Origin of the sequence: Micromonospora sp. LOL_021, assembly GCF_048060215.1 — a bacterium.
In the GTDB taxonomy this organism is placed as follows: Bacteria; Actinomycetota; Actinomycetes; order Mycobacteriales; family Micromonosporaceae; genus Micromonospora_E.
Window position 1 is genome coordinate 27,633 of sequence record NZ_JBHMIN010000046.1, and the last position, 24,625, is coordinate 52,257.

Consider the following 24,625-nt stretch of genomic DNA (forward strand, 5'->3'; position numbering starts at 1 on the left):
GGCAGTCGAGTCGGCGGCGGGCGAGCGCCCGGTACGTACGCTGGAGGCATGTCAGCCAGCAACCAACACGGTGACCGGTCAGCCAGTAGCCGCCACGGCGGCCGGGCCGTCCCCGGCGTCCCCGGCCGGACGACCGGTCCGGCCGGCACCGGATACGGGTCCTCGACCGGCCGGGCGCAGGTGCCGGTCGGCGGTCGTGCCGGCAACCAGTACGGTGGTCCGCCGCGCCGGCCGCGACCCCGCTGGGGGCGCATCGCCCTGGTCGGCGGGGTGGCGTTGGTGGTGCTGGCCCTGCTCGCCAGCGGCGGGCTGTGGGCGTACGCCCGCGGGCTGGACCAGGATCTGGGGCGGACCGATCCGTTCTCACAGATCACCCAGGGGCGGCCGCCGGCGGCGGTGGACGGCGCGCTGAACATCCTGCTGATCGGCACCGACTCACGGGACCCGGACGCCCCGGTCGACCAGGCCGGCAAGTGGCGGGCGGACACGATCATCGTGATGCACATTCCGTCGTCGCACGATCGCGCCTATCTGGTGTCGATCCCGCGTGACCTGTACGTGCCGATCCCGTCGGACGCCGCTGCGGCCTGCGAGACCGGCGAGCGGGCGAAGATCAACGCCGCGTTCGCCTGGGGCGGCATGCCGCTGGCGGTACGGACCGTGGAGTGCTTCACCGACGTACGGATCGATCACGTGATGGCGATCGACTTCGCCGGTTTCGTCGAGGTCACCGACGCGCTCGGCGGCGTCGACCTGACTGTCGAGCAGGACACGACGTCGATCCACAAGCCGTACCGTCAGTTCAGCGAGGGCGTCAATCACATGAACGGCGCCGAGGCGCTGGACTGGATTCGCCAACGCAAACAGTTTCCGGACGGTGACTTTGCGCGTATGCGTCACCAGCAGGAGTTCCTGCGCGCGCTGATGGACAAGGCTGTGAGTTCCGGCACACTGTCGAACCCGGTCAAACTGAATGCGTTTCTCAAGGCGACGACCCGGGCGGTGACGGTCGACCAGGGCTTCTCCCTGGTCGACATGGCGCTGCAGTTCCGCAAGCTACGGGGGGAGAACCTGCACTTCCTGACCAGCCCGCACAACGGCAGCGAGACGATCAACGGCGAATCGGTGGTCGTCTCCGACCAGGAGAAGGCATTGTCGATGTACCAGGCGATGGCGGCCGACCAGATGACCGCCTGGGTGCGGGCCAATGTCACGCCAAGCCCGGGTGCCAGCGACTGACGGCCCGGGGTCGGTGGCTGGGCGGACATCGGTCGGTGACTGAGTGGACATCATTGGTCGTCAGCCGGTGACGGGTCAATCCGACACAAATTTGAAACCCGAGCAGGGTCGATAAATCGACCAAGTTTCCGTACAGTGGGCTCGCCCTATTGTCTACGCCCCCCAGGAGCAGGCATGCCGGTTCAGACCCGTCGACGTTCGACGTCGACCGAGTCGGGGAACCCGCTCGCCACCCGCGGCGCGGCCGGGCGTCGGTCGAGTGGCCGGTCGGGGCCGGGCGGCGGCCGTAGCGGCTCCGGGCGGCGGCCCCACCGCAAGGACCCGATCTGGGCCCGCACCATGGTCGTGCTGGGCGCACTGCTGATGATGCTCAGCGGCACCACGATCGTCGGCAGCAAATGGCTGATCGCCCAGGCGACCAGCGGGATCGAGCAGTCGAACCTGCTCGGCGTCGCCGGCAAGACCGACGCCGAGGGCGGTGACAGCCTCGAAGGTCCGATCGACATGTTGCTGCTCGGCATCGATCACCGGGGCAGTTGGGCGGAGTCGGACACCCGGGCCGACACGATCATCATCCTGCACATCCCCGCCACCCACGACCAGGCGTACCTGATCTCCGTCCCCCGGGACACCGAGGTCGAGATCCCGCCGTTCGAGCGGAGCGGGTGGCCGGGCGGGGTCGGCAAGGCGACCGAGGCGTTCTTCCACGGCGCGCAGAACGGTGCCGGGCACGACGGCGGCGCCCAGCTGATGGCGGAGACGATCAAGAACCTCACCGGGGTCAGCTTCGACGGCGCCGCGATCATCAACTTCAGCGGCTTCAAGTCGGTCATCGACAGCCTCGGCAGCGTCCGGCTCTGCGTCGACGAGGACACCCCGTCGATCCACATGACCCTGGTCGACGGCAAGCCGATGTGGAACTCCGAAGCCGCCAAGGTCAGCGGGGAGAAGCAGCAGGTCGTGCACAAGAAGGGCTGCCGCGAGATGCAGGGCTGGGAGGCGCTGGACTTCTCCCGGCAGCGGTACGGGTTGGACAACGGCGACTACGACCGGCAGAAGAACCAGCAAAAGCTGATCAAGGCCATGGCCAAGAAGGCGATGGCCAACGGGGTGATGACCAACCCGCTCAAGCTCAACGAGTTGATCGAGGCGGCCGGCAAGGCGTTCGTGCTGGACACCGGCAAGGTGCCGCTGCCGGACTTCGTCTTCACCCTGCGTGGGGTGGCCGCCAACGACCTGGTCATGCTGCGGACCAACGGCGGCAGCTTCAACGGCAACGACGCCGGCCGGGAGAACATCGATCCGCTCAGCCAGGAGATGTTCCAGGCGGTCAAGAACGACAACCTCGCTGAGTTCGTCCTCGCCAACCCGTCGGTGCTGGCCGGTCAGGAATAGCCGGCCAGCGTCAGCCGGCCGGACAGGCAGTCGTGTCCGGCCGGCATTCCCATAGGCTGTTCGGCATGCATGGACCACCGATCCCCACCGTTGACGTCCCCGACGTATCCGCCGACGCGTACCTGCTGGACGTCCGCGAGCCCGAGGAATGGGCGGCCGGGCACGCGCCGGGCGCCCACCACCTGCCGATGATGGAGATCCCGCACCGGTTGGCCGACGTCCCGCAGGAGGGAGACGTGGTGGTGGTGTGCCGGTCCGGCGGCCGGTCCGGGCAGGTCGTCGCCTACCTCAACCAGCACGGCTGGGACAACGTCCGCAACCTCACCGGCGGCATGCAGGACTGGGCGGCGCACTCCCGGCCGATGGTGAGCGAGTCCGGCGAACCACCCCGGGTCCTCTGACCGGCGGCCCGACGCCAGTTGCCCGGCACCGGCGGCCCGGCACTGCCCAAATCCGCCGGCACCGGGCAGACTCGAAGCATGCCGGAACGCCCCGACTATCCGAGTCTGATCGCTGGACACACCGTCGTCCTCGACATGATCAACAGCGGTGAGTCGGGGCTGCCGATCCTGCACCATCTGCTGCGACTCGCGCAGCGTGCGCTCGGTGCCGCCGGGACCTCGTTCGCCGAGTACGGACCACGCAGGGGACGGATCATCGCCGCCACCGGTGCCGCCGAATGGTCGGTCGGCCGACCCGTCGACCTCGACGAACCCACCACCGCCCGGCTGCTCACCGGACCGCGGACCGTCGAGTTCCCGGTGACGGCGCTCACCGCTGCCGTGGCCGACCAGATCGCCGGCCGAGGCCTGCACCGGATGCTGATCGCGCGCGCCGAGATCGGCGGGGTGCTGATCGGCAGCCTGCACGCCTACTACCCGGATCCGGACCGCAGCGCCGGCCCTGACCATCACACGCTGATCGCCTACCTGGCGTCCTGCATCGCCCACATGTACGGCGACCAGACCGGGCTGCCGGTGCACGGCGACGGGCCGGTGGTCGCCGCGCTCGCCGACGGACTGGCCATCGTCGACGACGAGTCCTGCGTGCGGCTGTGGAACCCGGCGGCTGAGCGACTCACCGGCAGCACCGCACAGGACCGGCTGCACCGACCGATCCCGTTCCCGGTGCCACCCCCCGGACAGGTCGTGGACCATCAGCTGCCGGACGGCCGGTGGCTGCGGATCACCTCCGGGGAGCTACCGGGCTTCGTCGCCTCCCGGGTGGTCACCTTCCGGGACATCACCGACCAGCACCACCGCGACCACGACGTTGACCTGTTCATCGCGGTCACCAGCCACGAGCTGCGCACCCCGGTCACCGTGATCAAAGGGTACGCGGAGACTCTCAGCGACCACTGGGAGTCGTTGACCGACCGGGACCGACGGGAGGCCGCCCGGGTGCTCGGGCAGCGGGCCACCGAACTGGCCCGGCTGGTCGACCGGCTGCTCTCCGCCGCCAACGACTCGGGACCGGCGGTCGGCGTGCCGTCCGCCCCGTTCGATCTGGTCGAGGCGCTGCGGTCCGCAGTCGAGGATCTGCCCGCCGGACTGTGCCAGCGGCTCACCGTCGAGCTACCCGACGACCTGCCGAAAGCGGTCGGTGACCGGGCGAGCCTGACCACCGTACTCACCGAACTGGCCACCAACGCCGACAAGTACTCGCCGTCGGGCAGCTTGATCGAGGTCACCGCCATCGCCGACGAACGCTCGGTGGCCTTGCGGATTAGTGATCGCGGCATCGGGGTACGTCCGGAACACGTGGAACGAGCGTTCGATCGGTTCTGGCAGGGCGAATCGGGCGACCAGCGCCGTTACCCCGGCGCCGGACTCGGCCTCTACCTGGTCCGACAAATCGTCGAGCGCCAGCACGGTTGGGTGTCCCTGCGGCCCCGTGACGGCGGGGGTACGGTCGCCGAGGTGCGGCTGCCCCGCAGCTGAGAGGAGGCGGCGTGACCTCGGCACTGGCGGGACGGGTGTGGAGCGTGCTGGTACCGCACCATGCCAGCGGTGCCCGGTTCGCCCGTCACCAGCTCGCCAGGACGTTGGTCGACCGGATCCGCCCCGACTTCCTGTCCGACGTGATGACGGTCGTGGCCGAACTGGTCGGCAACGCCGTTCGGCACGCCCGGCCGCTGTCGGACGGGATGATCCGGGTGACCTGGCAACTTGCCCCGCGCCGGCACAGCCGCACGGTCCTGCTACGGGTGACCGACGGCGGATCCGGGGACGTGCCGCAGGTCCGGACCGCCCCGTCAGACGCGCTCAACGGCCGTGGCCTGGGCATCGTCGCCGCCTTGGCCCGCCGGTGGGGGGTGGAGCCCGCCGCTTCCGGCCGCTGCGTCTGGGCCGAGATCGGCGAGCCGGATCCGGGCTGAGCCGGGGCGGGACTCGGGCGGGATGCCCTCCGGTCACAGGCCCGGGGTCCGGGCGGCTCCCTCGGCGGCGGGCCGGTTCCTCTAGGCTGTCTGGCCGTGGGCAAGCGCCGAAAGCAGGACCGGGCCGCCAGCGGCGGCAAGCGGGAGAAGATCCGCGACGTATTCGTGCCCCGGCCGTTCGCCGGGCTGGCCGACGAGCCGGACTGGGTCGCGCTGCGCGAACTCGTCCCAGCGGCCACGGCGCCGCTGATCCTCGAACCCGAGCTGGCCGGCAAGTACGCCGACCGGACGGTGACGCTGGCCACCGTACTGCCGATGGCGGCCCCGGCCGTCGTCCGAGCCGACGGCCAGATCATGATCGGGCTTCAGCGGCACGCCCAGTCCGGGGACGTCTCCCGCGACCTGGCGGCGGCGTTGCTGGCCGCGCTGGAGACCGAGCCGGGCGACACGGTGCCGGTGCCGCCGCTGCCCGGCCCCGGCCCCCGGCTGCAGGACGTGCTCGCCGACGGGGCGCTGACGGTTCAGGTGCACGACAGCTTCGCGTTCTGGGTGGAGCCCGAAGCGGCCGCCAACCCGGCGGTGCAGGCCTCCCTGGAGCGGGCCGACGCGTCCATCTACCCGACCACCCGGATGGCGGCGGCGCCCGCCGCGTACTGGTGCCGGGTGGGGGAGCGGGCGCACGTGCGCTGGGTGCTGCCCGGTGACGAGGACCGGACGCTGGACACGCTGGCCCGGCTGAGCGCCGCCGGTGACCTGCCGATGGGTCCACAGACCCGGTTCGCCGGGATGTTCCGGGCCCACGGGCTGCTGGTGCCGGTGTGGGACCTGCCGTCCGGGCCGGAGGCCGCCGAATGGGAGCAGCCGTTGACCGAATTCGCCGAGCGGCTCGCGGCGGCGGCCAGCGTCACCGATCCGCTCGACGCCGCCGCCCGCCGGTCCCGGCAGGGCCTGCTGGGCCGGCAGCTCACGCTGCGCTGACCCGGCGGCCGGTCAGTCGGACCGGAGCGGATCCCGGACCAGCGGCGCCGACATGCACCGTGGGCCGCCCCGGCCGGACCCGAGTTCGGCGCCAGGGATCGTCACCACCTCGATCCCGGCCCGGCGCAGCTGCGCGTTGGTCGCCGTGTTCCGCTCGTACGCCACACATACCCCCGGGGCCAGCGCCAGGGTGTTGTTTCCGTCGTCCCACTGCTCCCGTTCCGCGGTGACCGGGTCCAGCCCGGTGCCGACCAGCCGGAGCCGGTCGATGTCCATCGCGTCGGCGGCGGCCCGCAGGAACGACGCGGGTCCGGCGACCTGCAGGTCGCCCGAGGCGGTACGGATCACCGTGTACGCGGCGAGCTCCTCGGCCATCGGCGGGTACATCAGCACCGCATCCACGTCGACCAGCGTGCAGATCGTGTCCAGGTGCATGGTCGCCCGCCGTTGGGTGATCGGCACCACCAGGACGGTGTGGGCCAGCCCGTCGCCGAGTACCCGCCGGGCCAGCCGTTCCACCCCGGCGGGTGTGGTCCGTTCGCCGACGCCGACGGCCAGCACACCAGGGGCGAGTAGCAGCACGTCGCCGCCTTCGACGTGTTCCTGGTCCGGTCGGTGGATCAGCTCGGTCCCGGCGAACCGGGGGTGGTGCCGGTAAATCAGATCGGTGAGCCGGCCCTCCCGGCGGCGGGCGCGCATCGCCAGGCTGGTCACCGCCACCCGGTCGCGGATCCAGACCGATGAATCGCGAGTGAACAGCAGGTTGGGCAGCGGGTCGATGATGAAGTCGTGCTCGCGCAGCAGGGCGTGCACCAGCCCGGCCGGTCGGTCGTCGCGGCGGTGCAGTTCGCCACGGGCCAGGCCGGCGACGAGCACCCGGGCCAGCCCGGCCGGGTCGAGGTAGGCGAGCTGCTCGGCGACCCGGTCGCGCAGGGTCTCGCCCAGCCGGCGGCCGGCCAGTACGGTCGCCACGGCCTCGGCGCGGGCCGGGGCGGCGGCGAGCGTCTCGGCGAGCAGTTGTTCGAGGTAGAGCACCTCGACGCCGCGTTCGCGCAGCACGGCGGCGAACGTGTCGTGCTCGGCCTGGGCGCCGGCGACCCAGGGGATCGCGTCGAAGAGCAGGGCGCCGCTGTTGCGGGGGGTCAGCCGGGCCAGTTCGCTGCCCGGACGGTGCAGCAGGACCACCCGGAGGTGGCCTACCTCACTGTCGACGTAGTGCGTCACACTCGCAGCCTATGGCAGTCGTTTGGCACCATCTGTTGAAAGAGTCGTGGGGTGAATAGGGCATTCATCCCTACTCACTCCGGCCTGGCGTCTTGCTTCAGTACCGGTGTCGCCACGTACGGTAGTTGGTAGTCCATCGTCCAGGGGACCTTTGCCGGAGGTCGTGATGACTGTCTTCCATGAGCGCCGCGTGCTGCCCGCCCAGCGGGCGCTACCCCGCCGAGCGGACGAACGGGCCATGGAGGAGTCCCCACCTGGCACGCTGGAGGCAATCCGGCCGTCGCCGATGGAGTGGGCCCGACGCCGTCGGGCCGAGCGCGGTGCCAAGCGGATCGAGGCGGCCGGCGCCCGCGCGCTGAACCGCCTGGACCAGCTCGGCCCGTCCTGGCACGTGGTGAACTGGCCGCGTACCGACAGCCCGGACCGGGCGCTCGGGCTGGAGACCGCCGGGCGCGAGGAACGTGCCGGATTCCTGGCCATCGGGCCCAGCGGGCTCTTCGCGGTCACCGTCGTCGACCACGGCCGCAGCCGGGTCCTGGTCGCCGGTGACGTGGTGCAGATCAACGGCAAGCGACCGACGTACGTCGCCGAGGCCCGTCGGGACGCCAAGCGGGCGAGCAAGGCGATGTCCGCCGCGGTCGGGCACACCATCCCGGTCGCCCCGGTGCTCACCTTCGTCGGTTCCGGGGTGATCAGCGTGTACGGGCTGCCCAAGGAGTGCATGGTCACCACCCATCGGGAGCTGGACCGACTGCTCATCGCCGGGGGGACCCGGATCAGTTCGGCCACCGCCGAGAAGCTGTACCAGGTGGCCCGGCATCCGGAGACCTGGCTGAATGCTCCGTACCGCTCGGCGACCGACTACCGGTGGTACGGGGCCGGCCGTTCGGCCGCTGACAAGCCGACCAGCCGGCGGTAGCCTTCGGGGCGAAGGCGCTGACGACCTCACTACGGCGTACGTCCCGCTGCCGACCGGCTTGTGACGACTGCACCCGTTTACCCTGGTATGTCCGATCCGGAGCCTGCTCGGCACCAGTCGACGGACCCGGCATAGACCGGATAGCGTTGCTGTTGTCCGGTTGAGTCAGGGGAGGCGCGGGTGGCGCACGTCGAGCTCTCGATCTCGGAACCGCTGGTCCCCCAGGCCCGCGAGCCGATCGAGCCGATGCGCGTGGACAACTTCCAGCTGTGGGTGGCCACCGCCGCTACCGCGCTGGAGCCGTGTCTCGTCCTGCGCCAGGATCTGACCGTCGCCGCGATCTCCCGGTCCTGCTGCGACCTGCTGGGCCTCGGCGAACCCGGCCAGGTCGAAGGCCGGCCGCTGCTGGCCGGCCTGCGGCTGGTCGACTTCACCGCGCAACGCGGCGAGCTCGACGAGACCGAGATCGACAAGATCCCGCCGCTGCTCGCGCTCAGCTCCGGGCGGCTCGCCCGCGGCCTGCTGCGAGTCGACAGCGACGCGGCCACCGCGCAGGGCGACGGCACCGTGGACGCGATCGCCACCCCGGTGTGGATCGGCAAGAAGGTGACCGGGTCGCTGACCTTCTTCGCCCCGATCACCACCGCGTACTCGACCGGATGACCGGCCCGCCGCTCGACACCTCTGCCGTACGCTGCCCTCATGCTCGACCTGGACCTGCTGCCAGCGGAGTACGCCGTCTGCCGCCTACCGGCCGGGTCCTCGCTGCCGGCCGAGTTCCTGGCCGGCCCCACCGCCGGAGTCGTCTCGGTGACCTGGACCGAGGACGAGGTGTCGGTGATCTGCCGCACCGACCGGGTGCCGCCCGGCGCCAAAGTCGAGACACCGTGGCGCTGCCTGCGGGTGGTCGGCCCGCTTGACCTAGCGCTGACCGGGGTCCTCGCGTCGCTCGTCGGCCCGCTGGCCGAAGCCCGGGTCAACATCGTGGCATTCTCGACCTTCGACACGGATTATCTGCTGGTGCCGACGGTCCGGCTGTCTGAAGCTCTGGCCACGCTGACCGGCAGCGGCCACCGGGTCGCCGGCGCAGCCGTACCATGAGCTGGTGCTGTCCGCACGTCAACGGTCCCGGGCCGGCAGCCGGCCCCCCAGCCGGCACGCCGGCTGCGGACTGCTGCTGATCAGCGCGACCCTGGTCGGCGTGGCACTACTCGCCGGTTGCGGTCGGCCGCCCGGCGTCGGCGCACCGACGGCGGACGCGGCTCCGGCACCGACCGGCACGCCGTCGTCGGCCGAACCGTCCGGTACCCGCACGCCGTCGCCGGTCAAACCGCCGTCGGCCACTGCGAGCAGTTCCCCGTCGGCCGACGGCTTCCCGGTGGCTGTCGCGGTCGACTGCGCCGGCCGGCCATCCGCCGCCCAGGTGGTGGCGCTGCTGCGCCGCACCGACGGGCTACTACCGGCCGGCGCCCAGGTCAGTGTGCCGGTGGCACCCCGCTGCGCCGGCAGTTGGCAGTACACCGTGGTGCAGATCCCGTCCCGGGAGCCGTTGCAGGTGGTCACCGAAGGGTCGCCGACCTCGTTCACGCTGGTCACCGCCGGTACGGACGTCTGCGTCATCCCGGTCCGGGTCGGCGCGCCGGCCGGGATCCGTACCCTCGCCTGCGAGTCGGTGCCGATCCCACCCAGCACTCCGTAAGCTGGCCGGCATGTCCGTCCCCGCGCCGACCCGATTCGCCTTCCTCGGCCCCGAGGGCACCTTCGCCGAGCAGGCCCTGCTGACCATCCCGGCGGCTCGACAGGGCGAGCGGGTCGCGGCCCGCAGCGTGCCGGAGGCGCTCGACGCGGTCCGGGCCGGCAACGTCGACGCTGCCCTGGTGCCGCTGGAGAACTCCGTCGGCGGAGCGGTCGGCGTCACCTTCGACGAGTTGACCAACGGCCAGCCGCTCGTGATCACCCAGGAGGTGGTGCTGCCGGTCGACTTCGTGCTGGCCGCACCCGCCGGCACGACGCTGGAGCAGATCCGCACCGTCGCCGCCCACCCGCAGGCGTCCACCCAGTGCCGGGCCTGGCTGCGGCAGCAGGTGCCGAACGCCGCCGTGGTCGACGTACTGTCAAACGGCGCGGCGGCCGTCGGCGCGGCGGCCGGTGAATACGACGCGGCGATCTGCGCGCCGATCGGTGCCAGCGGCCACCAACTGACCGTGCTGGCCGACAAGATCGCCGACCACGCCGACGCGGTGACCCGGTTCGTCCTGGTCCGGCGCCCCGGACCGCCGCCGGCCCCGACCGGCGACGACATCACCACCCTGGCGGTCTACATCGCCCACGACCGGGTCGGCGCCCTGCTCGCGGTGCTGATGGAGCTGGCCGTCCGGGAGGTCAATCTCACCCGGATCGAGTCCCGGCCGACCGGGGAGGCACTCGGCCGGTACGCCTTCTTCCTGGACTGCTCCGGGCACGTCGCCGACGACCGGCTCGGCGACGCGCTGCGCGGGCTCTGCCGGGTCTGCGCCGACGTACGGTTCCTCGGCTCCTACCCGCGACACGACTGGCCGCCGGCGGCCGGCGGCCGCACCACGGGTGGGCCGGCCGGCCGGCACGACGACGAGTACGCGCAGGCAGCCGCCTGGCTGGCCCGGATCCGCGCCGGCCAACTGGACTGAGCCGAGCGGACACCGCCAGCGGGGGTCAGTCACCGGCGCGTCCCGCGCGTCGGCCGGGCTACTGGGGGATCTGGCCGGCGCCGCGCACCGGCGGCTCCTCGGACGGCTGCACGATCACGAAGCCCTGACCGGCGAAGCTCATCGTGAACGCCTCCCCGGTTCGCCGGCCCAGCAGCGTACCGATGCCCAGCTGCTCGGCCCGGTGGTAGCCGGTCTGCAGACCGGCCGACCAGCAGACGGCGGCCTGCGGGTCGACGTAGGTCGGCTGGTCGACGGAGAGCACGACCGGGGTGCCCTTGGTGGTGATGGCGAGCCGGCCCTGCCCGGTGAAGACACAGTTGAACAGGCCAGCGGAGGAGGCGAAGCCCATCCCCTGGACCATCCGGATGTCGTACTGCAGCGTGGAGTCGAAGGCCAGCACGCTGGAGCCGTTGATGGACAGCGCGTCGCCCGGCTCCAGGTCGATCAGGTGCACGTCGGCGGCCTCGTTGGCGAGGAACACGTCACCCTGGCCGGTCAGCTTCATCAGCGGTACGCCTTCGCCGGTGAGCTTCTGCTTGATGAAGTTGCCGAGACCGCCGGAGCCGAGTGCCTGGAACTGCACGTGGCCCTGGTAGGCGACCATCGACCCGGTCCGGGCCATCGCCTCGCCGTTGAGCTCGATCTTCAGCAGTTTGGAGTTCTGCAGCCGCAGCCCGGGCTGGGCGGACTCCTTCTCCAGGTGATCGGCGGAGAACAGGGCACTGCGCATGGGTTCCTCCTGGTCAGGTTGATCGACCGAAGGGTAGGTAACCCGCGCAACCGCACGTCATCGCCCGGCCGGACCATCCTTGGTCAACCCCAGCCCAGGTCGTGTAGCCGTTCGTCGTCGATGCCGAAATGATGGGCGATCTCGTGCACCACGGTGATCGCGATCTCATCGACCACGTCGGCCTCGGTCGCGCAGATCCGCAGGATCGGGTGCCGGAAGATGAGAATCCGGTCCGGCAGTACGCCGGCGTAGTCCCAGCCCCGACTGGTGAGCGCGTGTCCCTCGTACAGACCGAGCAGCTCCGGCTCGCCCGGCGGGGTGTCGTCCTCGACCAGGATCACCACGTTGCTCATCAGCCGCAGCAGCTCCGCCGGGACCTCGTCCAGCGCCTCCCCGACCAGCTCCTCGAAGCGCTCGCGGCTCATGTCGACCGGCATCGGTCCATTCTGCCGCACCACCGGCTCCCCGAGGCGTTTCCGGGCCTGCCCGGGTATCGATCACCGGGCTTGCTCTGGTATCGATCCCGGGCTTGTCCAGGTATCGGCAAAACGCGAAATCGTCCGACGGTGCCGGACAAGCCCAGGATCGTCAGGGTGGAGTCGTGGGCGGGCGGTCAGACGGAGAGGCTGGCGTTCAGAGTGATCTCGGCACCCGGCGACAGCAGGCGGGAGATCGGGCAGTTCGCCTTCGCCGCCTCGGCCAGCTTCTGAAAGGTCTCCGGGTCGACGCCGGGCACCTCGCCCACCGTCTCCAGGTCGATCCGGGTGACGGTCATCCCGGCGTCCGTCTTGTCCAGGTGCACACTTGCGGTGGTCTGCACCGACGTCGGGGTGAACCCGGCGTCCGCCAGACCCTTCGAGAACGCCATCGAGAAGCAGCCAGCGTGGGCGGCGCCGATCAGCTCCTCGGGGTTGGTGCCCTCGCCCTCCTCGAAGCGGGACCGGAACGAGTAGTTCCCTTCGTACCCGCCCTTCCCGGTGCGGATAGTGCCAGAACCCTCGGTCAGATTGCCCTGCCAGCGGGCAGATGCGGTACGGATAGGCATGGGCATGACGCTAGCTCACCTCGATGCCCGACGCGACGATGCCCGTGCAAGGTCACCGAGGAGGCTAGGACCCGATGCCCGACGACGACTGCCGCCGCAGCGGCGCAGAACCCGTACCACCCCGGACCACGCCGGAGCCGCCGATAGTCCGCACCACACCGGCTCCGGTGCCGACGTCACCCGGCCCACCGGCCGACCAGCCGGTGGTGATCGAGCTCGGCGGCGACGCCACCCCGCCGGCCGACGGTCCAGGTCCTGGATCCGGACCGAGCCCTGGCCCCGGCAGGTGGACCGCCGTCGCTGAGCGGCTGTCCGGTGCGACCACCGCGACGGTAGACCGGGCCCGCGCCGCAGCCGGGACCCGACTCGGCACACCCGGCCGCGGCAACCTGCCGAGCCTGCTGCTCGCCGCCGTCGGGGTGCTCGCGGCTGCCGGCTCGCTCGGCGGCAAGTGGCTGGCCTTCGAGATCCCCGGAATCGACGTCGGAACCGGCAGCCCCTACGCCGCCGCCGTGCGGCTCGCCGACCTCGGCACATTCGGCACCGGGTACCTGCTCGGTCTGCTGGCGTTGCTGGTCTGTGCGGCCCTGACGCTGTTCGGCTCCCACCGCAACCGCCCCGACACCCGGATCGCCGGGCTGACCGTCGGTGCCGGGCTGGTCGCGCTGCTGGTCACGGTGATGCTGAACAGCGACGAGCTGATCAGGTCGTCGCTGCAGGTTCCCACCGAGATGGAGGTGCTGGTCAGCCGTGGTACGGCGGCCACCGCTGGCCTGGTCGGCGTCGGCGCGCTGCTGCTGGCGCTGTACCTGGCCGGGCGGACCACGGCCGGCCGTGGCGGGATCACCGGAGGCGGCGGCACCACTGGAGGTGGCGGTGCGGACATCGGCGGCGGTGCCGAACCCGGTCGGGGGTCTAACGGGAGCGGGCGACCGGCGACCGGCGATCCGGCGGGTACGGCGCCCGCGCCGACCGACCTGCCGTGGCGTCGGCCACCTAACGACGGCCCGGATCCAGGCGGGGGTGCACCCGCCGATCTGACGGTCGGGCCGACCGCCCCGTTCGTCCGGCCGGACAACCCGCCGCACTAGACGCACCGCTGGTGAGGACGCCCCGCTGGTGAGGACGCCCCGCTGGTGAGCCGGCCGAAAACCTGCGCGCGGGCCGACGCGGTGGGCCGGTATCGTTGACTTCCGTGATCGATCTCCGACTGCTCCGTGACGACCCGGACCTCTTCCGTGCCAGCCAGCGTGCCCGCGGCGAGTCCGAGTCCCGGGTGGACGATCTGATCGACGCTGACGAGGCCCGCCGCGCGGCGGTGCAGGCCTTCGAGGCGCTGCGCGCCGAGCAGAAGCAGCTCGGCAAGCGACTGCCCCGGGCGGAACCGGCCGAGAAGGCCGAGCTGCTGACCCGTACCAAGGAGTTGTCGGCCCAGGTGAAGGCGGCCGAAGCCGCCGCCACCGAGGCCGAGCAGACGCTGCGCCGGGCGCAGTTGGCCTTCCCCAACCTGATCGAGGCGGGTGCGCCGGCTGGCGGCGAGGACGACTACGTCGTCCTGCGGGAGGTCGGTGACCGGCCCGACATCGACGCACCGCGCGACCACCTGGCGCTCGGTGAGGCGCTCGGCGCGATCGACGTCGAACGAGGCGCGAAGGTCTCCGGCAGCCGCTTCTACTACCTGACCGGCGTCGGCGCGCTGCTGCAGCTCGGTCTGCTGCAGCTGGCCATCGCCCAGGCCGTCGAGTACGGCCTCACCCCGACGATCACCCCGGTGCTGGTCAAGCCGGAGTCGATGGAGGGCACCGGCTTCCTCGGCGAGCACGCCAGCGAGATCTACCGGCTGGAAGCCGACGACCTGTACCTGGTTGGCACCAGCGAGGTGCCGCTGGCGGCGTACCACTCGAACGAGATCCTGACCCTCGACGGCCCGGTGCGCTACGCCGGCTGGTCGTCGTGCTTCCGGCGGGAAGCCGGCTCGTACGGCCGGGACGTGCGTGGCATCCTGCGGGTGCACCAGTTCGACAAGGTGGAGATGTTCTCCTTCTGCCCGCCGGAGCAGGCCCATGACGAGCACCTGCGGCTGCTGGCCTGGGAAGAGGAGATGCTGGCCAAGGTCGAGATCCCGTACCGGGTGATCGACGTCGCCGCCGGCGACCTCGGCACCAGCGCGGCCCGCAAGTACGACTGCGAGGCGTGGGTGCCGTCGCAGGGCCGCTACCGCGAGGTCACGTCCACGTCGAACTGCACCACATTCCAGGCCCGCCGGCTGAACATCCGCTACCGCGACGCTGACGGCCGCACCCAGCCGGTGGCCACCCTCAACGGCACCCTGGCGACGACCCGCTGGCTGATCCCGATCCTGGAGAACCACCAGCAGCCGGACGGCTCGGTACGGGTGCCGAAGGCGCTTCAGCCGTACCTCGGCGGCCGCGACGTCCTCGAACCCCTGGCCACCGCCTGACCCGCGCCGTGCAGGTGCCGTTCCGGCCGCTGCCGGTCGACCAGTCCGACGTCCGCTACCTGCACGGCCCCGACTCGGTACGGCAGCCCGGCGTGCCGGCCGGCCGGACCATCGAGTTCGACTGGGCGGACAGCGCTGCCTATCCGGGTACGGCACGGAAGTTCTGGGTGCACCTGCCGGCGCGGTCCGTGGCGCCATCGTCCTGGACAACCTGATCCAGCACGGCGACCTCCCGCCCACGGTCGGCCTCTTCGTCGACCCCGGCGCAATGCCTGACGATGGTGCTGGCGTTGACGGTGCTGGTCCTGGCACTGGCGGCGGTGGACGCAAGCAGCGCAACGTCGAGTACGACGCATTCGACGACCGCTACGCCACCTTCCTGTTGACCGAGATCATCCCGCAGGTGACCGGGCGCTTCTCGATCACCGATGACCCGGACCAGTGGGGGATCTGCGGCGGCAGCAGCGGCGGCAACTGCGCCTTCACCGCTGCCTGGCTGCGCCCGGACAGGTTCCGCCGGGTGCTCTGCTGTCTGTCCAGCTTTGTTCAGATGCCGGGCGGCAACCCCCTACCCCGAGATCATCAGGGACACCCCACGCAAGCCGTTGCGGATCTTCCTGCAGGCCGGGCACCGTGATCTGCACTGGAACGAGCCGGAGCACAACTGGCTCGCCAGCAACCTGCGGGTCGCGGCCGCACTGGCGGAGGCGGGGTACGACTTCCGGCTCGTGCTCGGCGACGGCGGCCACCACCCGAACCACAACGGCGTGCTGCTGCCGGATGCGCTGCGCTGGCTGTGGCGGCCTGACTGACGGGCGATCAGATGACGCCGCCCTACTTTGGTCAGCCACGAACACGCCAACACCGTGGGCACTCTCGACCAGGCCCTTGCGGATGTGGTCGGCAAGCTTCTCCCACTTGGTGGTGGCCCCGCCGGATCGCAAGCGGCGGGGCGACCCCAACCACCGACCAGACCAACGAACGCCCGAGACCCCGGCGAGTTCGCCGCCTTCCTCGGAGGCAGTCCGTCGGCTGCACACCCGATCGCCAGCTTGTCTTCGTCGACTGGACACCTGGGCTTCACCTGGTCCTCATTTTGGATCAAGACACACCATCGACCCTGGGTAGCCGCAGCCAGGTATGTCATCTCGTCGAGGTGGCGAAAGGCAGGCCGGAGCAGGCCTTCCGATGTACCATGGCGCATTGCGAAGCGGAGAGCACACTCCCGCCAACGTCGCTCCACGACCCCCCGGAGACTCGCATGACGGTGACGAGCCGGTTCGCGCGGCCAGGAAATAGTGTCTGGCCGGTGACCGAGCCGAGCGGCGAGGTCAGCCGTGGCAATATCGGCCAGCCCCTCGACGTGACGATCGTACTGCCCTGCTACAACGAGCAGGACCACGTACTCCGGGAGATCGAACGGATCACGGAGGCGATGGACAACAGCGGCTACGACTACGAGTTGTTGGCCATCGACGACGCCTCTACCGACCAGACCCTGCAGGTGTTGCAGGAAGCCCAGGCGCGGTTCCCGCATCTTCGTCTGATGCCGTTCCACCGCAACGGCGGGTCCGGCACCGCCCGTCGGATCGGCAGTCAGCAGGCCCGTGGCGAGATCGTCGTATGGACCGACGCCGACATGACGTACCCCAACGAGCGGATCCCCGAGCTGGTCCAGATGCTCGAGAAGGAACCCGCCATCGACCAGGTGGTCGGTGCCCGGACCAGCGAACAGGGTACGCACAAGGTGCTGCGGGTCCCAGCGAAGTGGCTGATCCGTAAGGTGGCGGAAGGATTGACCGGGACGACGATTCCGGACCTCAACTCCGGTCTGCGGGCGTTCCGGCGGCAGGTCGCTCTGCCCTACCTGCGCCTGTTGCCGCCCGGCTTCTCCTGCGTCACCACGATCACCATGGCGTTCCTGCACAACCAGCACGAGGTCCGGTATCTGCCGATCGACTACGCCAAGCGTTCCGGCTCGTCGAAGTTTCACTTCGTCAAGGACGCCTACCGCTACATTCTGCAGGTCCTGCGGATGGTGATGTACTTCAATCCGCTCAAGGTGCTGATGCCGCCGGCCCTGTGGCTGCTCGCGCTCGGCATCGGCAAAGTGGTATACGACGTCGTGACCAACCCGGTCAGGATCGCGACGAACACCATCATGATCGTGATGACCGCGCTGATCATCGGGGCGGTGGCGCTACTCGCCGACCTGATTGTGCGATCGAGGTCCGACGGATGACCATGCCCGGTTCCAGCACGGCCGACCAGACCACCAACACCGGTGAGCAGCCCGGAGACGGTGCCGACAAGCACTCGCCGGAGAGGCGGACCGGCCAGCCTGGAAGCCGTCCGGATCCGAGTCCGGCCGCCGACCATACGGGTGCGTCGGCCCGGCGGGCCGATCGGTGGGGTTGGCTCGGCATCGCCGCGATCACCGCGGCGGTCGCGGCGACCTGGGCACCGCAGCTGGCGCTGCCGTTGGGCGACAACCACGTCGGGCGGATCTTCGCCCGGCACGCGTTGCACCTGCGCAATCTGCAGGAGAAGGGCCTGGTCGGCTCGTCGTTCAGCGCCGACTGGTCACCGTACAGCAACCAAGCGTACGCACATCATCCGCCGCTGGTGAACATGCTCGACGCCACCTTCGGGCTGTTGCCGGGCAGTGGCACGTATGAGGTCCTGATCAGCCCGTTCCTGCTTGGCCTCCTGGTGGTGCCGGCTGCGGCGGCACTGCTCCGGGCATTCGCGATTGCCTGGATCCCCACCCTCGTCGCAGTCGGGACGATGGCGGCGACCGGAATGTTCTGGCTGTACAGCCAGCTGACCTTCGACATGGGGCTGATCCTGGCCTTGTCCGCCACCATCGTGGCGTTACGGAAGCGTGCCGATCCACCACGTTGGTTGGTGGTCTGCGCCTGCGTCACCGCACTGCTCACGACCCTGGCGTCCTGGCCGGGAATCGGCTTTGCGGCGGTTCTCGGGCTGTGGCTGTTGGCCGCCCGCCGGCTGGACCGGGTGACCGTAGCCGTCGGAGCCAGCATGGTGCTCGGCGTCCTGGTCAGCCTCGCCTTCATCGTCGGCGTCAGTGGCCTGGAGGACCTGACCAGCCAGACCGAGTTCCGGACAGCTGGTGGTGGTTTCACCGCCCGACAGTTCCTGGTCCGCCAGCGCGACTACGCGACCGAGTTGCTGCCCACCTGGTACCTGGTGATCTTCCCGATCGCCGCCGTCGCCGGCCTGTTCGTCCGGCGGACCCGGTTCTACCTGGTGGTTACGCTCGCCTTCGTCGGGGCGTGGGTGATCGGGCTGAACAACGGATCGTTCATCCACGACTACTGGGCCTACCCGGTGCTCATTCCCGGTGTGGTCGCGATGGGTGTCCTGTTCGATCTCATCGTCCGGCGCGTCCCGACGTGGGTGTCGGCGAGCGCCGGCATCGCGGCCGGAGTGGGTCTGTCGGTCGCCTTCGGGACGATAGCTCTGGGGTCGACGGCCCGCGACTACGTCTACGAGCCAGCTGACGCCGGCCGGCTGATCGAGGCCTATGCCCCTGGCCCACAGCAGCAGCGCGCCTGGGTCATGAACATCAGCACCCCCCGCTGGGTCGCCTACTACTGGGATCTCCCACCGGCGGTGATGAGTCCCGACGTGCTGTCGCAGGCACAACCGGACGATCTGATCCTCTTCCGGACCGACCTACGTCAAGGATGGGTGCCGGAGTCGGTGCCGGTGGTCGACGCCGAGGGCCGGTACGGCCTGCTGCGGGTGGCGGACATCCGCGCGGCGTTGCCGGCCGCCGCCGACTGATCCGCGGGTGCAGTCTAGTCAGATGCGGATCGGCTGTGATGAGCGCCGTCCACCTGATCGGTCCGGCCGGGTTGGTCCGGCGGCCGCGGTTTGCCGCCGAGTCGACGGTTGGCCAGCAGCACTGCCAACGCCGGTGCGGTCACATCGACCATGATCAATAAGAGTCGCGACACCACGGCCGCGACCAGAGCGATCGGCTGGCTGACGCTGACACCGAGGATGACCACCAGCGCGGCCTCCCTCGGCCCGGCCCCGGCCGGCGCGACGATCAGCAGGAATCCGATCGCCCAGGAGCCGGCGAACGCGGCTATCGACAGGAACACCAGACGCGGGCCGTCCGCTGCGCCGAGTCCCCACAGCAGCGCCCAGATGTGCCCGCCGTACGCCAGCCAGGCCAGCGCCGACCAGAGCACCGACTGGCCGATCCCGCGCGGCGACAGCGGTCGCGGCATCGGCTCGCGGCGGGCCAGGCGCATGGCGATCGTCAGACCCCGGTTGAGCACCGGGGGCCAGAGCCCGACCGCTGCCAGCGGCAGGGCCAGCAACGCCCACCAGTAGCGGTCGATGGCATCCGGGCCGACCAGCGGTAGCAGGCACACCGTGAGAAGCAGGCCGGTGCCGAGCGAGACCGCCATGACCAGCAGCGCCGCCGCTACGGAGGCCCGGCCGGGAACCTGGTAGGTCCGGCCCAGCCGAGCCTGGGTGAGCATCGGCCACAGCTTGCCGGGCAGGTACTTGCCGAGCTGCCCGACGAAGAAGATCCGCATGCCGGCACGAAGCGGTATTCGGCTGCCGAAGTCGGTGAGGATCGTCCGCCAGCTCAGGAAGTTGAACCACAGGGCGACGACGGCCCCGGCCGTGGCCAGGAGCAGACTCGTGACGGTCAGGTCCGCAGCGGTGGCCCGGACCTGCGACCACTGGCCGGCGAGGGCCCAACCGATGAATCCGGCGAAGGCGCCGACCACGGCGACCTGCAGCGCTCGTCGCAGCAGATTGGGACGGTGCCGCGCCGGGGGATGCACGCCAGGCACCCTACTCGTACGTCGGCTGTGGTCGCTGGTCTCCCCGGCCGGGTTCCGGTGCCGCATGGCCGCCACGCCCGGCCGTCTCCCCACCGCCCGTCTCCCGGCGCTGGTCAGTGTGCATCCGGGCTTCGCGCGGATGTCATGGTCAGGTCACGGTACGCGAGGTACGGTTGCTGACCCGTCGACCCGGGGATCAAGGAGGACAGCATGCCGCGCCCCGGTCTACCCAAGTTGATCGCGACAGACCTCGACGGCACCCTGGTCCGCAGCGACGAGACCGTCTCCGCGTACACCCATGGGGTGCTCGACCGTGCCCGCGACCTCGGCATCCCGGTCGTCGGAGCGACCGGTCGCGGACCCCGGCTGATGGAGTTGACCCGGAATGACATCCGGGCCGCCGACTACCTGGTGATGGCCGGCGGCGGGCGGGTGGTCGACCAGAGCGACCCGACCGGCGTACGGGTGCTGCGCGACGAGCGGCTGCCCGCCGACGTGCTGGCCCAGCTGATCACCGAGCTGGAGGCGGCCGTCGGTCCGCTGATCGTGATGGTCGAAGCGTCCGACGAGCACGAGGCGCCGCTGTGGGGCGACTTCGACCCGCAGTGGCGGTACCCGGAACGGTTCGAGGCCCGTACCCGGGAGCAGTGCCTGGCCACCGACGTGATCAAGGCGTTCGCCCGGACGCCGTCGCACGACGTGGACGCGCTGCTCGCCGCCGCGGTGCAGGTCGTCCCACCGACGCTGGCGACGGTGACCCAGGCCGGACTGGGCTTCATCGAGATCTGCCCGCCCGGCGTCGACAAGGCCAGCGGTCTGGCGGTCGTCGCGGAGTCGCTCGGCGTCGACCCGGCGGACGTGCTGGTCTTCGGTGACATGCCCAACGACCTGCCGATGTTCGCCTGGGCCGGGTGGTCGCGGGTGGCGGTGTCGAACGCCCATCCGACAGTACGCCGAGCCGCCGATGAGGTTACACTGCGTAATGATGATGACGGCGTAGCGATTTACCTCGACCGGCTACTGTCCGGAGATGGAAGTGCATCCACGTCTGGTCGCCACCGACCTCGACGGGACACTGCTGCGGCCCGATAAGTCGCTCAGTGCCCGGACCGCCACCGCGCTCGACGAGTTCCAGCGGCGCGGCGGGCAGGTGGTGCTGGTCACCGGCCGACCGGTGCGTTGGCTGCCGGCCGTCTACGAACAGCTACGGGCCCCAGTGCCGGCGGTCTGCGCGAACGGTGCCGTGGTCTACGAGCCACGTACCGACACCGTGCTGCGCGCCGACCCGCTCGCCCCGGAGATCATGGCCGAGGTCGCCCGGCGGCTGCGCGCCGAAGTCCCGGACGTGGTCTTCGCCGTCGAGGTGGAGGACGGCCGGTTGATGCGGCACGGCACCGACTGGCCGGCGCACTGGAACAGCGATCACCCCACCGCCCGGCAGGTCGCCGACTCGGCGGAGCTGCTCACCGCGCCAGCGGTGAAACTGCTGGCCCGCAGCAGCCACGACGACCCGGAGGTGTTCGTCCGGATCGTCGCCGGGGCGCTCGCCGGACTGGCCGAGGCCACCCACTCATCGAAGTCCGGGCTGGTGGAGATCTCGGCCGCCGGGGTGACCAAGGCGGCCGGGCTGGCCTGGCTCTGCGCCCGTTGGCAGACCAGCGCCGCCGACGTGGTCGCCTTCGGCGACATGCCGAACGACGTCCCGATGCTGACCTGGGCCGGGCAGGCGGTCGCGGTGGCGAACGCCCACCCGGCGGTGCAGGAGATCGCGGACGCGGTGACGGCGTCGAACGCCGACGACGGGGTGGCTGCCTACCTGGAGCAGTTGCTGGCGCAGAGTCAGAGGTACTGGCCGGTCCGGGTGCCGCCGCCCTCGCCTGGCTGACCGGCCTGGCCCGGCTGCCCCGGCATGCCGGGGATCATCCCGCCGGGGCCGACCGGCAGCGCCGGCCGCCCGCCGGAACGCATCTGCTCCAGCTGCAGCCGGGCCGCCATCTGCTGGGCCATCAATGCCGCCTGGATGCCGTGGAACAGCCCTTCCAACCAGCCGACCAGCTGGGCTTGGGCGACCCGCAGTTCACTCTCGCTCGGGGTGGCGCCGTCCTCGAACGGCAGCGAGATCCGGGCCAGCTCCTCGCGCAGCTCCGGGGCCAGACCGTCCTCCAGCTCGGTGATGGAACGTCGGTGGATTTCGCGCAGCCGCTGCCGGCTCGCCTCGTCGAGCGGGGCGGCGCGAACCTCCTCCAGCAACTGTTTGATCATGCTGCCGATCCGCATCACCTTGGCCGGCTGCTCGATCAGCTGCGACGGGTCTTCCGGGTCGACCGGCTCGTCGCCGGCACCGGTGGCGTCACCGGGGGCACCTGCGGCACCGGCACCGCCGGCGTTCACCGTGCCGACCGGTCGTCCGTCCGGGCCGACCACCACCACCGCGCCGGGCCGGCCAGCCGCCGAGGCGGACTCGTTGGTCTCTTCCGGGGAGCCTGACGTCTCGGTCATGGGTTCCATCTTGACGCAGCACCAGGGCCGGCCGCTCGCCGGTCCCCCGATCACCCCGCCCGTCGGCGGCATGAACCGGCAGATCACCTAGCATTGACTGGACGCAGCTGAGCGGGTAGAACGCCGAGTGGACTGTCGACCAGCTCGCCACCGTCGGCGTACTCCACCTGCGCGACCGACCGTCGTACCCATGGGAGAGGACCACCCCTGTGCCGCACATCGACCGCCGGCAAGCCCTCAAGCTGCTGGCCGCGCTCGGCGCCACCGGGCTGGCCAGTGCCTGCAGCGTCGGCGCGGGTGACGACTCGAACGACGACGACGGCCTGGTCAGCGACCGGCCAGTACGCATCGGCCTGATCGTCCCGCAGACCGGCGGTTACAAACCGATCGGCGACGAGATGCTCAACGGCTTCCAGCTCTACCTGGACACCCACCAGCAGCGGCTGGGTGGCCGCCCGGTCGACCTGGTGATCGCGGACGAGGGGGAGACCCCCGAGTCCGGGCGGGCGGCGGTCGACTCGCTGCTCCAGCAGCAGGTGCTGGCGCTCACCGGGGTGGCCAACTCCGCGGTGATGCTCGCCATCCGGGACGCCGTGGAAGAGGCCCGGGTGCCGTTGATCGGCTCGAACGCCTCGCCACGCAGCCTGCAGAGCGTCGTCTACATCTGGCGCACCTCGTACGTCGCCGACGAGCCCGGCCTTGCCCTCGGCGGCTACCTGGCCCGAGAGGTGTCCGCCAACGGCGAGGTGGCGATCGTCGCCGCCGACCAGCCCGCCGGCCGCGACGTGGTGCAGGGGTTCCGGGAAGGCTTCGGGGCCAGCGATGATCGGATCTCCGGGGCGGTCATCTGGGCCAACGCCACCCCGAACCCGGGTCGGGACACCTTCACCGCGCCGGTCCAGGAGGTGATCTTCCGGGATCCGGAGGCGGTCTACTGCCACTTCACCGGCTCGGCGGCGGTCGAGTTCATCCGGCAACTGCGCGACGCCGGCTTCGAAGGTCCGATCTACGGTCCGGGTTTCCTCACCGAAGGCAACGTCATCGACCAGTTGGGTGAAGAGGCAAGTGGCATCGTCACCGCTCTCAACTACTCGGCTGACCTGGACAATTCGGCTAACCTGCAGTTCGCTACCGGTTACCGCAAGCGGTACGGGGCGTCGCCGACCACGTACGCGATGTCGTCCTACGACGCGGCTCAGGTGCTGGACAAGGCGATCCGGTCCGCCGGACCGGGTGTCTCGTCCCAGGAGCTGAACCTGGCGCTCGGTCGGGTGGGTCAGATTGACAGCCCGCGTGGGCTGTGGCAGTTCAACCAGCCGCGTACGCCGCAGCAGAAGTGGTACCTGCGTGAGGTGCTGCGCGACGGCCCAGTGCTGTCGAACGTGCTGATCACCGAGCTTGCCACGCTCGGCTGAGCGCCGCGCCGCGCTGGTCTGGAACGGTAGGGTCAGCCGCGCAGCTCGGCGACGCAGCACTTCACGCCGCCGCCGCCCTTGCGCAGCTCGGTGAACTCGACCAGCAGCGGCTGGTAGCCGGCGGCGGCCAGCTTGCCGGCCATCCCGGTCGCCTCGCTGTTGACCACCACATGCCGGCCGTCGCTGATCAGATTCAGCCCGAAAGCCAGCGCGTCGGACCGGTCGGCGATCACCGCCCCGGGGAACAACTGCCGGAGCACCCGCTGCGAGGCGGGGGAGAAGGCCTGTGGGTAGTAGGCGACGGTCTCGTCGTCGAGGGCGGCCAGCGCCGTGTCCAGGTGGTAGAAGTGCGGGTCGACCAGGCGCAACGACACGACCGGCCGGCTTAGCGTCTCCTGGAGCCGGCGGTGCGCGTCCGGGTCGGTACGGAACCCGTAGCCGGCGAGGATCGTGCCGCCGTACGCCCCCGGAAGGTAGGTGAAGTCGCCTTCGCCCTCGTTGGTCTCGGTGGGCCGTACGTACCGCCAGCCGAGCTCCTCGTAGAACTCCCGATGTGCGATGGCCTCCGCGGCCCGCTGCGGATAGGTGAACCGGGCACCGAAGACGGTGCGGTCGACGGAAAATGCACCGTTCGCGGCGTACACCATGTCGGGCAGGTCGGCGCGGGCCGGCAGCAGCCGGACCTGGTGCCCGATACCAGTCAGCGTCTCGCGCAGCCCTTCCCATTGTTTGACGGCGAGTTCGGTATCCACCGGTAACTGCGGGAGGACTTCCCGAAACTATTACCGGGCTTCTCAACGTAATCCGTAAATGCGAAAGATCTC

Annotated in this window: 27 protein-coding genes and 1 pseudogene; 21 read left to right on the forward strand and 7 right to left on the reverse strand. The window is 70.6% G+C overall.

Features of this window, described 5'->3' with window-relative positions; genetic code table 11:
• Window positions 1-48 precede the first annotated feature (48 nt).
• The 6 genes from ACFHWT_RS24345 to ACFHWT_RS24370 all read left to right on the forward strand — a co-directional run bounded on the left by ACFHWT_RS24345 (window position 49) and on the right by ACFHWT_RS24370 (window position 5,989).
• The gene (locus tag ACFHWT_RS24345) at window positions 49-1,239 is read left to right on the forward strand and encodes an LCP family protein (RefSeq protein WP_416597010.1); all 1,191 of its coding nucleotides are present in this window, start codon (window positions 49-51) and stop codon (window positions 1,237-1,239) included.
• Window positions 1,240-1,413: 174 nt separating this feature from the next.
• Entirely contained in the window at window positions 1,414-2,634 is a 1,221-nt protein-coding gene (locus ACFHWT_RS24350) for an LCP family protein (RefSeq protein ID WP_416597011.1), read from the forward strand.
• Window positions 2,635-2,699: 65 nt separating this feature from the next.
• The gene (locus tag ACFHWT_RS24355) at window positions 2,700-3,035 is read left to right on the forward strand and encodes a rhodanese-like domain-containing protein (protein WP_278173045.1); all 336 of its coding nucleotides are present in this window, start codon (window positions 2,700-2,702) and stop codon (window positions 3,033-3,035) included.
• Window positions 3,036-3,113: 78 nt separating this feature from the next.
• Window positions 3,114-4,574: an ATP-binding protein gene (locus ACFHWT_RS24360; RefSeq protein WP_416597012.1), complete on the forward strand. Its 1,461-nt coding sequence runs from the start codon at window positions 3,114-3,116 to the stop codon at window positions 4,572-4,574.
• Window positions 4,575-4,585: 11 nt separating this feature from the next.
• Complete coding sequence (locus ACFHWT_RS24365) at window positions 4,586-5,011, forward strand: ATP-binding protein (RefSeq protein WP_416597013.1); 426 nt, start codon at window positions 4,586-4,588, stop codon at window positions 5,009-5,011.
• Between the two features lie 96 nt (window positions 5,012-5,107).
• Window positions 5,108-5,989 (forward strand): DUF5926 family protein, encoded by an 882-nt coding sequence (locus tag ACFHWT_RS24370; protein ID WP_416597014.1) that lies wholly within the window; start codon window positions 5,108-5,110, stop codon window positions 5,987-5,989.
• Window positions 5,990-6,001: 12 nt separating this feature from the next.
• Here the strand turns inward: ACFHWT_RS24370 and ACFHWT_RS24375 are convergent, their stop codons facing one another.
• The gene (locus ACFHWT_RS24375; RefSeq protein WP_416597015.1) at window positions 6,002-7,213 is read right to left on the reverse strand and encodes an arginine deiminase; all 1,212 of its coding nucleotides are present in this window, start codon (window positions 7,211-7,213) and stop codon (window positions 6,002-6,004) included.
• A gap of 166 nt (window positions 7,214-7,379) precedes the next feature.
• On the opposite strand from ACFHWT_RS24375, the gene ACFHWT_RS24380 reads away from it, so the two are divergent.
• The 5 genes from ACFHWT_RS24380 (at window position 7,380) to pheA (ending at window position 10,798) form a co-directional block, all read left to right on the forward strand.
• Window positions 7,380-8,132 carry a hypothetical protein gene (locus ACFHWT_RS24380; protein WP_416597016.1) on the forward strand — a complete coding sequence of 251 codons (753 nt, stop codon included), beginning with the start codon at window positions 7,380-7,382 and terminating at the stop codon, window positions 8,130-8,132.
• A 180-nt stretch (window positions 8,133-8,312) separates the two neighbouring features.
• The gene (locus tag ACFHWT_RS24385) at window positions 8,313-8,795 is read left to right on the forward strand and encodes a hypothetical protein (protein ID WP_416597017.1); all 483 of its coding nucleotides are present in this window, start codon (window positions 8,313-8,315) and stop codon (window positions 8,793-8,795) included.
• 39 nt (window positions 8,796-8,834) lie between these two features.
• The gene (locus ACFHWT_RS24390; RefSeq protein ID WP_416597018.1) at window positions 8,835-9,233 is read left to right on the forward strand and encodes an ACT domain-containing protein; all 399 of its coding nucleotides are present in this window, start codon (window positions 8,835-8,837) and stop codon (window positions 9,231-9,233) included.
• Window positions 9,234-9,237: 4 nt separating this feature from the next.
• The gene (locus tag ACFHWT_RS24395) at window positions 9,238-9,831 is read left to right on the forward strand and encodes a hypothetical protein (protein ID WP_416597019.1); all 594 of its coding nucleotides are present in this window, start codon (window positions 9,238-9,240) and stop codon (window positions 9,829-9,831) included.
• Between the two features lie 10 nt (window positions 9,832-9,841).
• Window positions 9,842-10,798, forward strand: a complete 957-nt coding sequence (pheA, locus tag ACFHWT_RS24400; RefSeq protein WP_416597020.1) for a prephenate dehydratase — start codon at window positions 9,842-9,844, stop codon at window positions 10,796-10,798.
• A gap of 58 nt (window positions 10,799-10,856) precedes the next feature.
• Here pheA and ACFHWT_RS24405 read toward each other — a convergent pair whose 3' ends face one another.
• The 3 genes from ACFHWT_RS24405 to ACFHWT_RS24415 form a co-directional block, all read right to left on the reverse strand.
• Complete coding sequence (locus ACFHWT_RS24405) at window positions 10,857-11,549, reverse strand: AIM24 family protein (protein ID WP_416597021.1); 693 nt, start codon at window positions 11,547-11,549, stop codon at window positions 10,857-10,859.
• Between the two features lie 83 nt (window positions 11,550-11,632).
• Window positions 11,633-11,986: a metallopeptidase family protein gene (locus ACFHWT_RS24410; RefSeq protein ID WP_281552250.1), complete on the reverse strand. Its 354-nt coding sequence runs from the start codon at window positions 11,984-11,986 to the stop codon at window positions 11,633-11,635.
• 176 nt (window positions 11,987-12,162) lie between these two features.
• Window positions 12,163-12,594 (reverse strand): OsmC family protein, encoded by a 432-nt coding sequence (locus ACFHWT_RS24415; RefSeq protein WP_123606752.1) that lies wholly within the window; start codon window positions 12,592-12,594, stop codon window positions 12,163-12,165.
• A gap of 74 nt (window positions 12,595-12,668) precedes the next feature.
• Here ACFHWT_RS24415 and ACFHWT_RS24420 point away from each other — a divergent pair, with 74 nt between their 5' ends.
• The 7 genes from ACFHWT_RS24420 (at window position 12,669) to ACFHWT_RS24450 (ending at window position 18,865) form a co-directional block, all read left to right on the forward strand.
• Window positions 12,669-13,685, forward strand: coding sequence for a hypothetical protein (locus ACFHWT_RS24420; protein WP_416597022.1), 1,017 nt, complete (start codon window positions 12,669-12,671; stop codon window positions 13,683-13,685).
• A gap of 104 nt (window positions 13,686-13,789) precedes the next feature.
• Window positions 13,790-15,055 carry a serine--tRNA ligase gene (gene serS, locus ACFHWT_RS24425; RefSeq protein ID WP_416597023.1) on the forward strand — a complete coding sequence of 422 codons (1,266 nt, stop codon included), beginning with the start codon at window positions 13,790-13,792 and terminating at the stop codon, window positions 15,053-15,055.
• Between the two features lie 8 nt (window positions 15,056-15,063).
• Window positions 15,064-15,270, forward strand: coding sequence for a hypothetical protein (locus ACFHWT_RS24430; RefSeq protein ID WP_416597024.1), 207 nt, complete (start codon window positions 15,064-15,066; stop codon window positions 15,268-15,270).
• A 53-nt stretch (window positions 15,271-15,323) separates the two neighbouring features.
• The gene (locus ACFHWT_RS24435) at window positions 15,324-15,692 is read left to right on the forward strand and encodes an alpha/beta hydrolase-fold protein (RefSeq protein ID WP_416597025.1); all 369 of its coding nucleotides are present in this window, start codon (window positions 15,324-15,326) and stop codon (window positions 15,690-15,692) included.
• A complete protein-coding gene (locus ACFHWT_RS24440) occupies window positions 15,661-15,867 on the forward strand; it encodes a hypothetical protein (protein WP_416597026.1) in 207 nt (68 codons plus the stop codon). The genes ACFHWT_RS24435 and ACFHWT_RS24440 overlap by 32 nt, the downstream gene beginning before the upstream one ends.
• A gap of 497 nt (window positions 15,868-16,364) precedes the next feature.
• Window positions 16,365-17,297 (forward strand): glycosyltransferase family 2 protein, encoded by a 933-nt coding sequence (locus ACFHWT_RS24445; RefSeq protein ID WP_416597027.1) that lies wholly within the window; start codon window positions 16,365-16,367, stop codon window positions 17,295-17,297.
• A complete protein-coding gene (locus ACFHWT_RS24450; protein ID WP_416597029.1) occupies window positions 17,294-18,865 on the forward strand; it encodes a hypothetical protein in 1,572 nt (523 codons plus the stop codon). Before ACFHWT_RS24445 ends, ACFHWT_RS24450 begins: the two co-directional genes overlap by 4 nt.
• Window positions 18,866-18,879: 14 nt before the next feature.
• On the opposite strand, the gene ACFHWT_RS24455 is transcribed toward ACFHWT_RS24450, so the two are convergent.
• Window positions 18,880-19,887 carry a lysylphosphatidylglycerol synthase transmembrane domain-containing protein gene (locus ACFHWT_RS24455; RefSeq protein WP_416597030.1) on the reverse strand — a complete coding sequence of 336 codons (1,008 nt, stop codon included), beginning with the start codon at window positions 19,885-19,887 and terminating at the stop codon, window positions 18,880-18,882.
• 210 nt (window positions 19,888-20,097) lie between these two features.
• On the opposite strand from ACFHWT_RS24455, the pseudogene ACFHWT_RS24460 reads away from it, so the two are divergent.
• Together ACFHWT_RS24460 and ACFHWT_RS24465 are read left to right on the forward strand one after the other, a co-directional pair.
• Window positions 20,098-20,913 (forward strand): annotated as a pseudogene (locus tag ACFHWT_RS24460) (HAD family hydrolase); the annotation flags it as partial.
• Window positions 20,914-20,917: 4 nt separating this feature from the next.
• A complete protein-coding gene (locus tag ACFHWT_RS24465) occupies window positions 20,918-21,772 on the forward strand; it encodes an HAD family hydrolase (protein WP_416597031.1) in 855 nt (284 codons plus the stop codon).
• Here the strand turns inward: ACFHWT_RS24465 and ACFHWT_RS24470 are convergent.
• Window positions 21,727-22,395 carry a bacterial proteasome activator family protein gene (locus ACFHWT_RS24470; RefSeq protein WP_416597032.1) on the reverse strand — a complete coding sequence of 223 codons (669 nt, stop codon included), beginning with the start codon at window positions 22,393-22,395 and terminating at the stop codon, window positions 21,727-21,729. The two genes, ACFHWT_RS24465 and ACFHWT_RS24470, sit on opposite strands and share 46 nt — an antisense overlap.
• A gap of 200 nt (window positions 22,396-22,595) precedes the next feature.
• On the opposite strand from ACFHWT_RS24470, the gene ACFHWT_RS24475 reads away from it, so the two are divergent.
• The gene (locus tag ACFHWT_RS24475) at window positions 22,596-23,801 is read left to right on the forward strand and encodes an ABC transporter substrate-binding protein (protein ID WP_416597033.1); all 1,206 of its coding nucleotides are present in this window, start codon (window positions 22,596-22,598) and stop codon (window positions 23,799-23,801) included.
• A gap of 32 nt (window positions 23,802-23,833) precedes the next feature.
• Here the strand turns inward: ACFHWT_RS24475 and ddaH are convergent, their stop codons facing one another.
• On the reverse strand, window positions 23,834-24,553 hold the full coding sequence (gene ddaH, locus ACFHWT_RS24480; protein ID WP_416597034.1) for a dimethylargininase: 720 nt from the start codon (window positions 24,551-24,553) through the stop codon (window positions 23,834-23,836).
• Window positions 24,554-24,625: the final 72 nt, after the last annotated feature.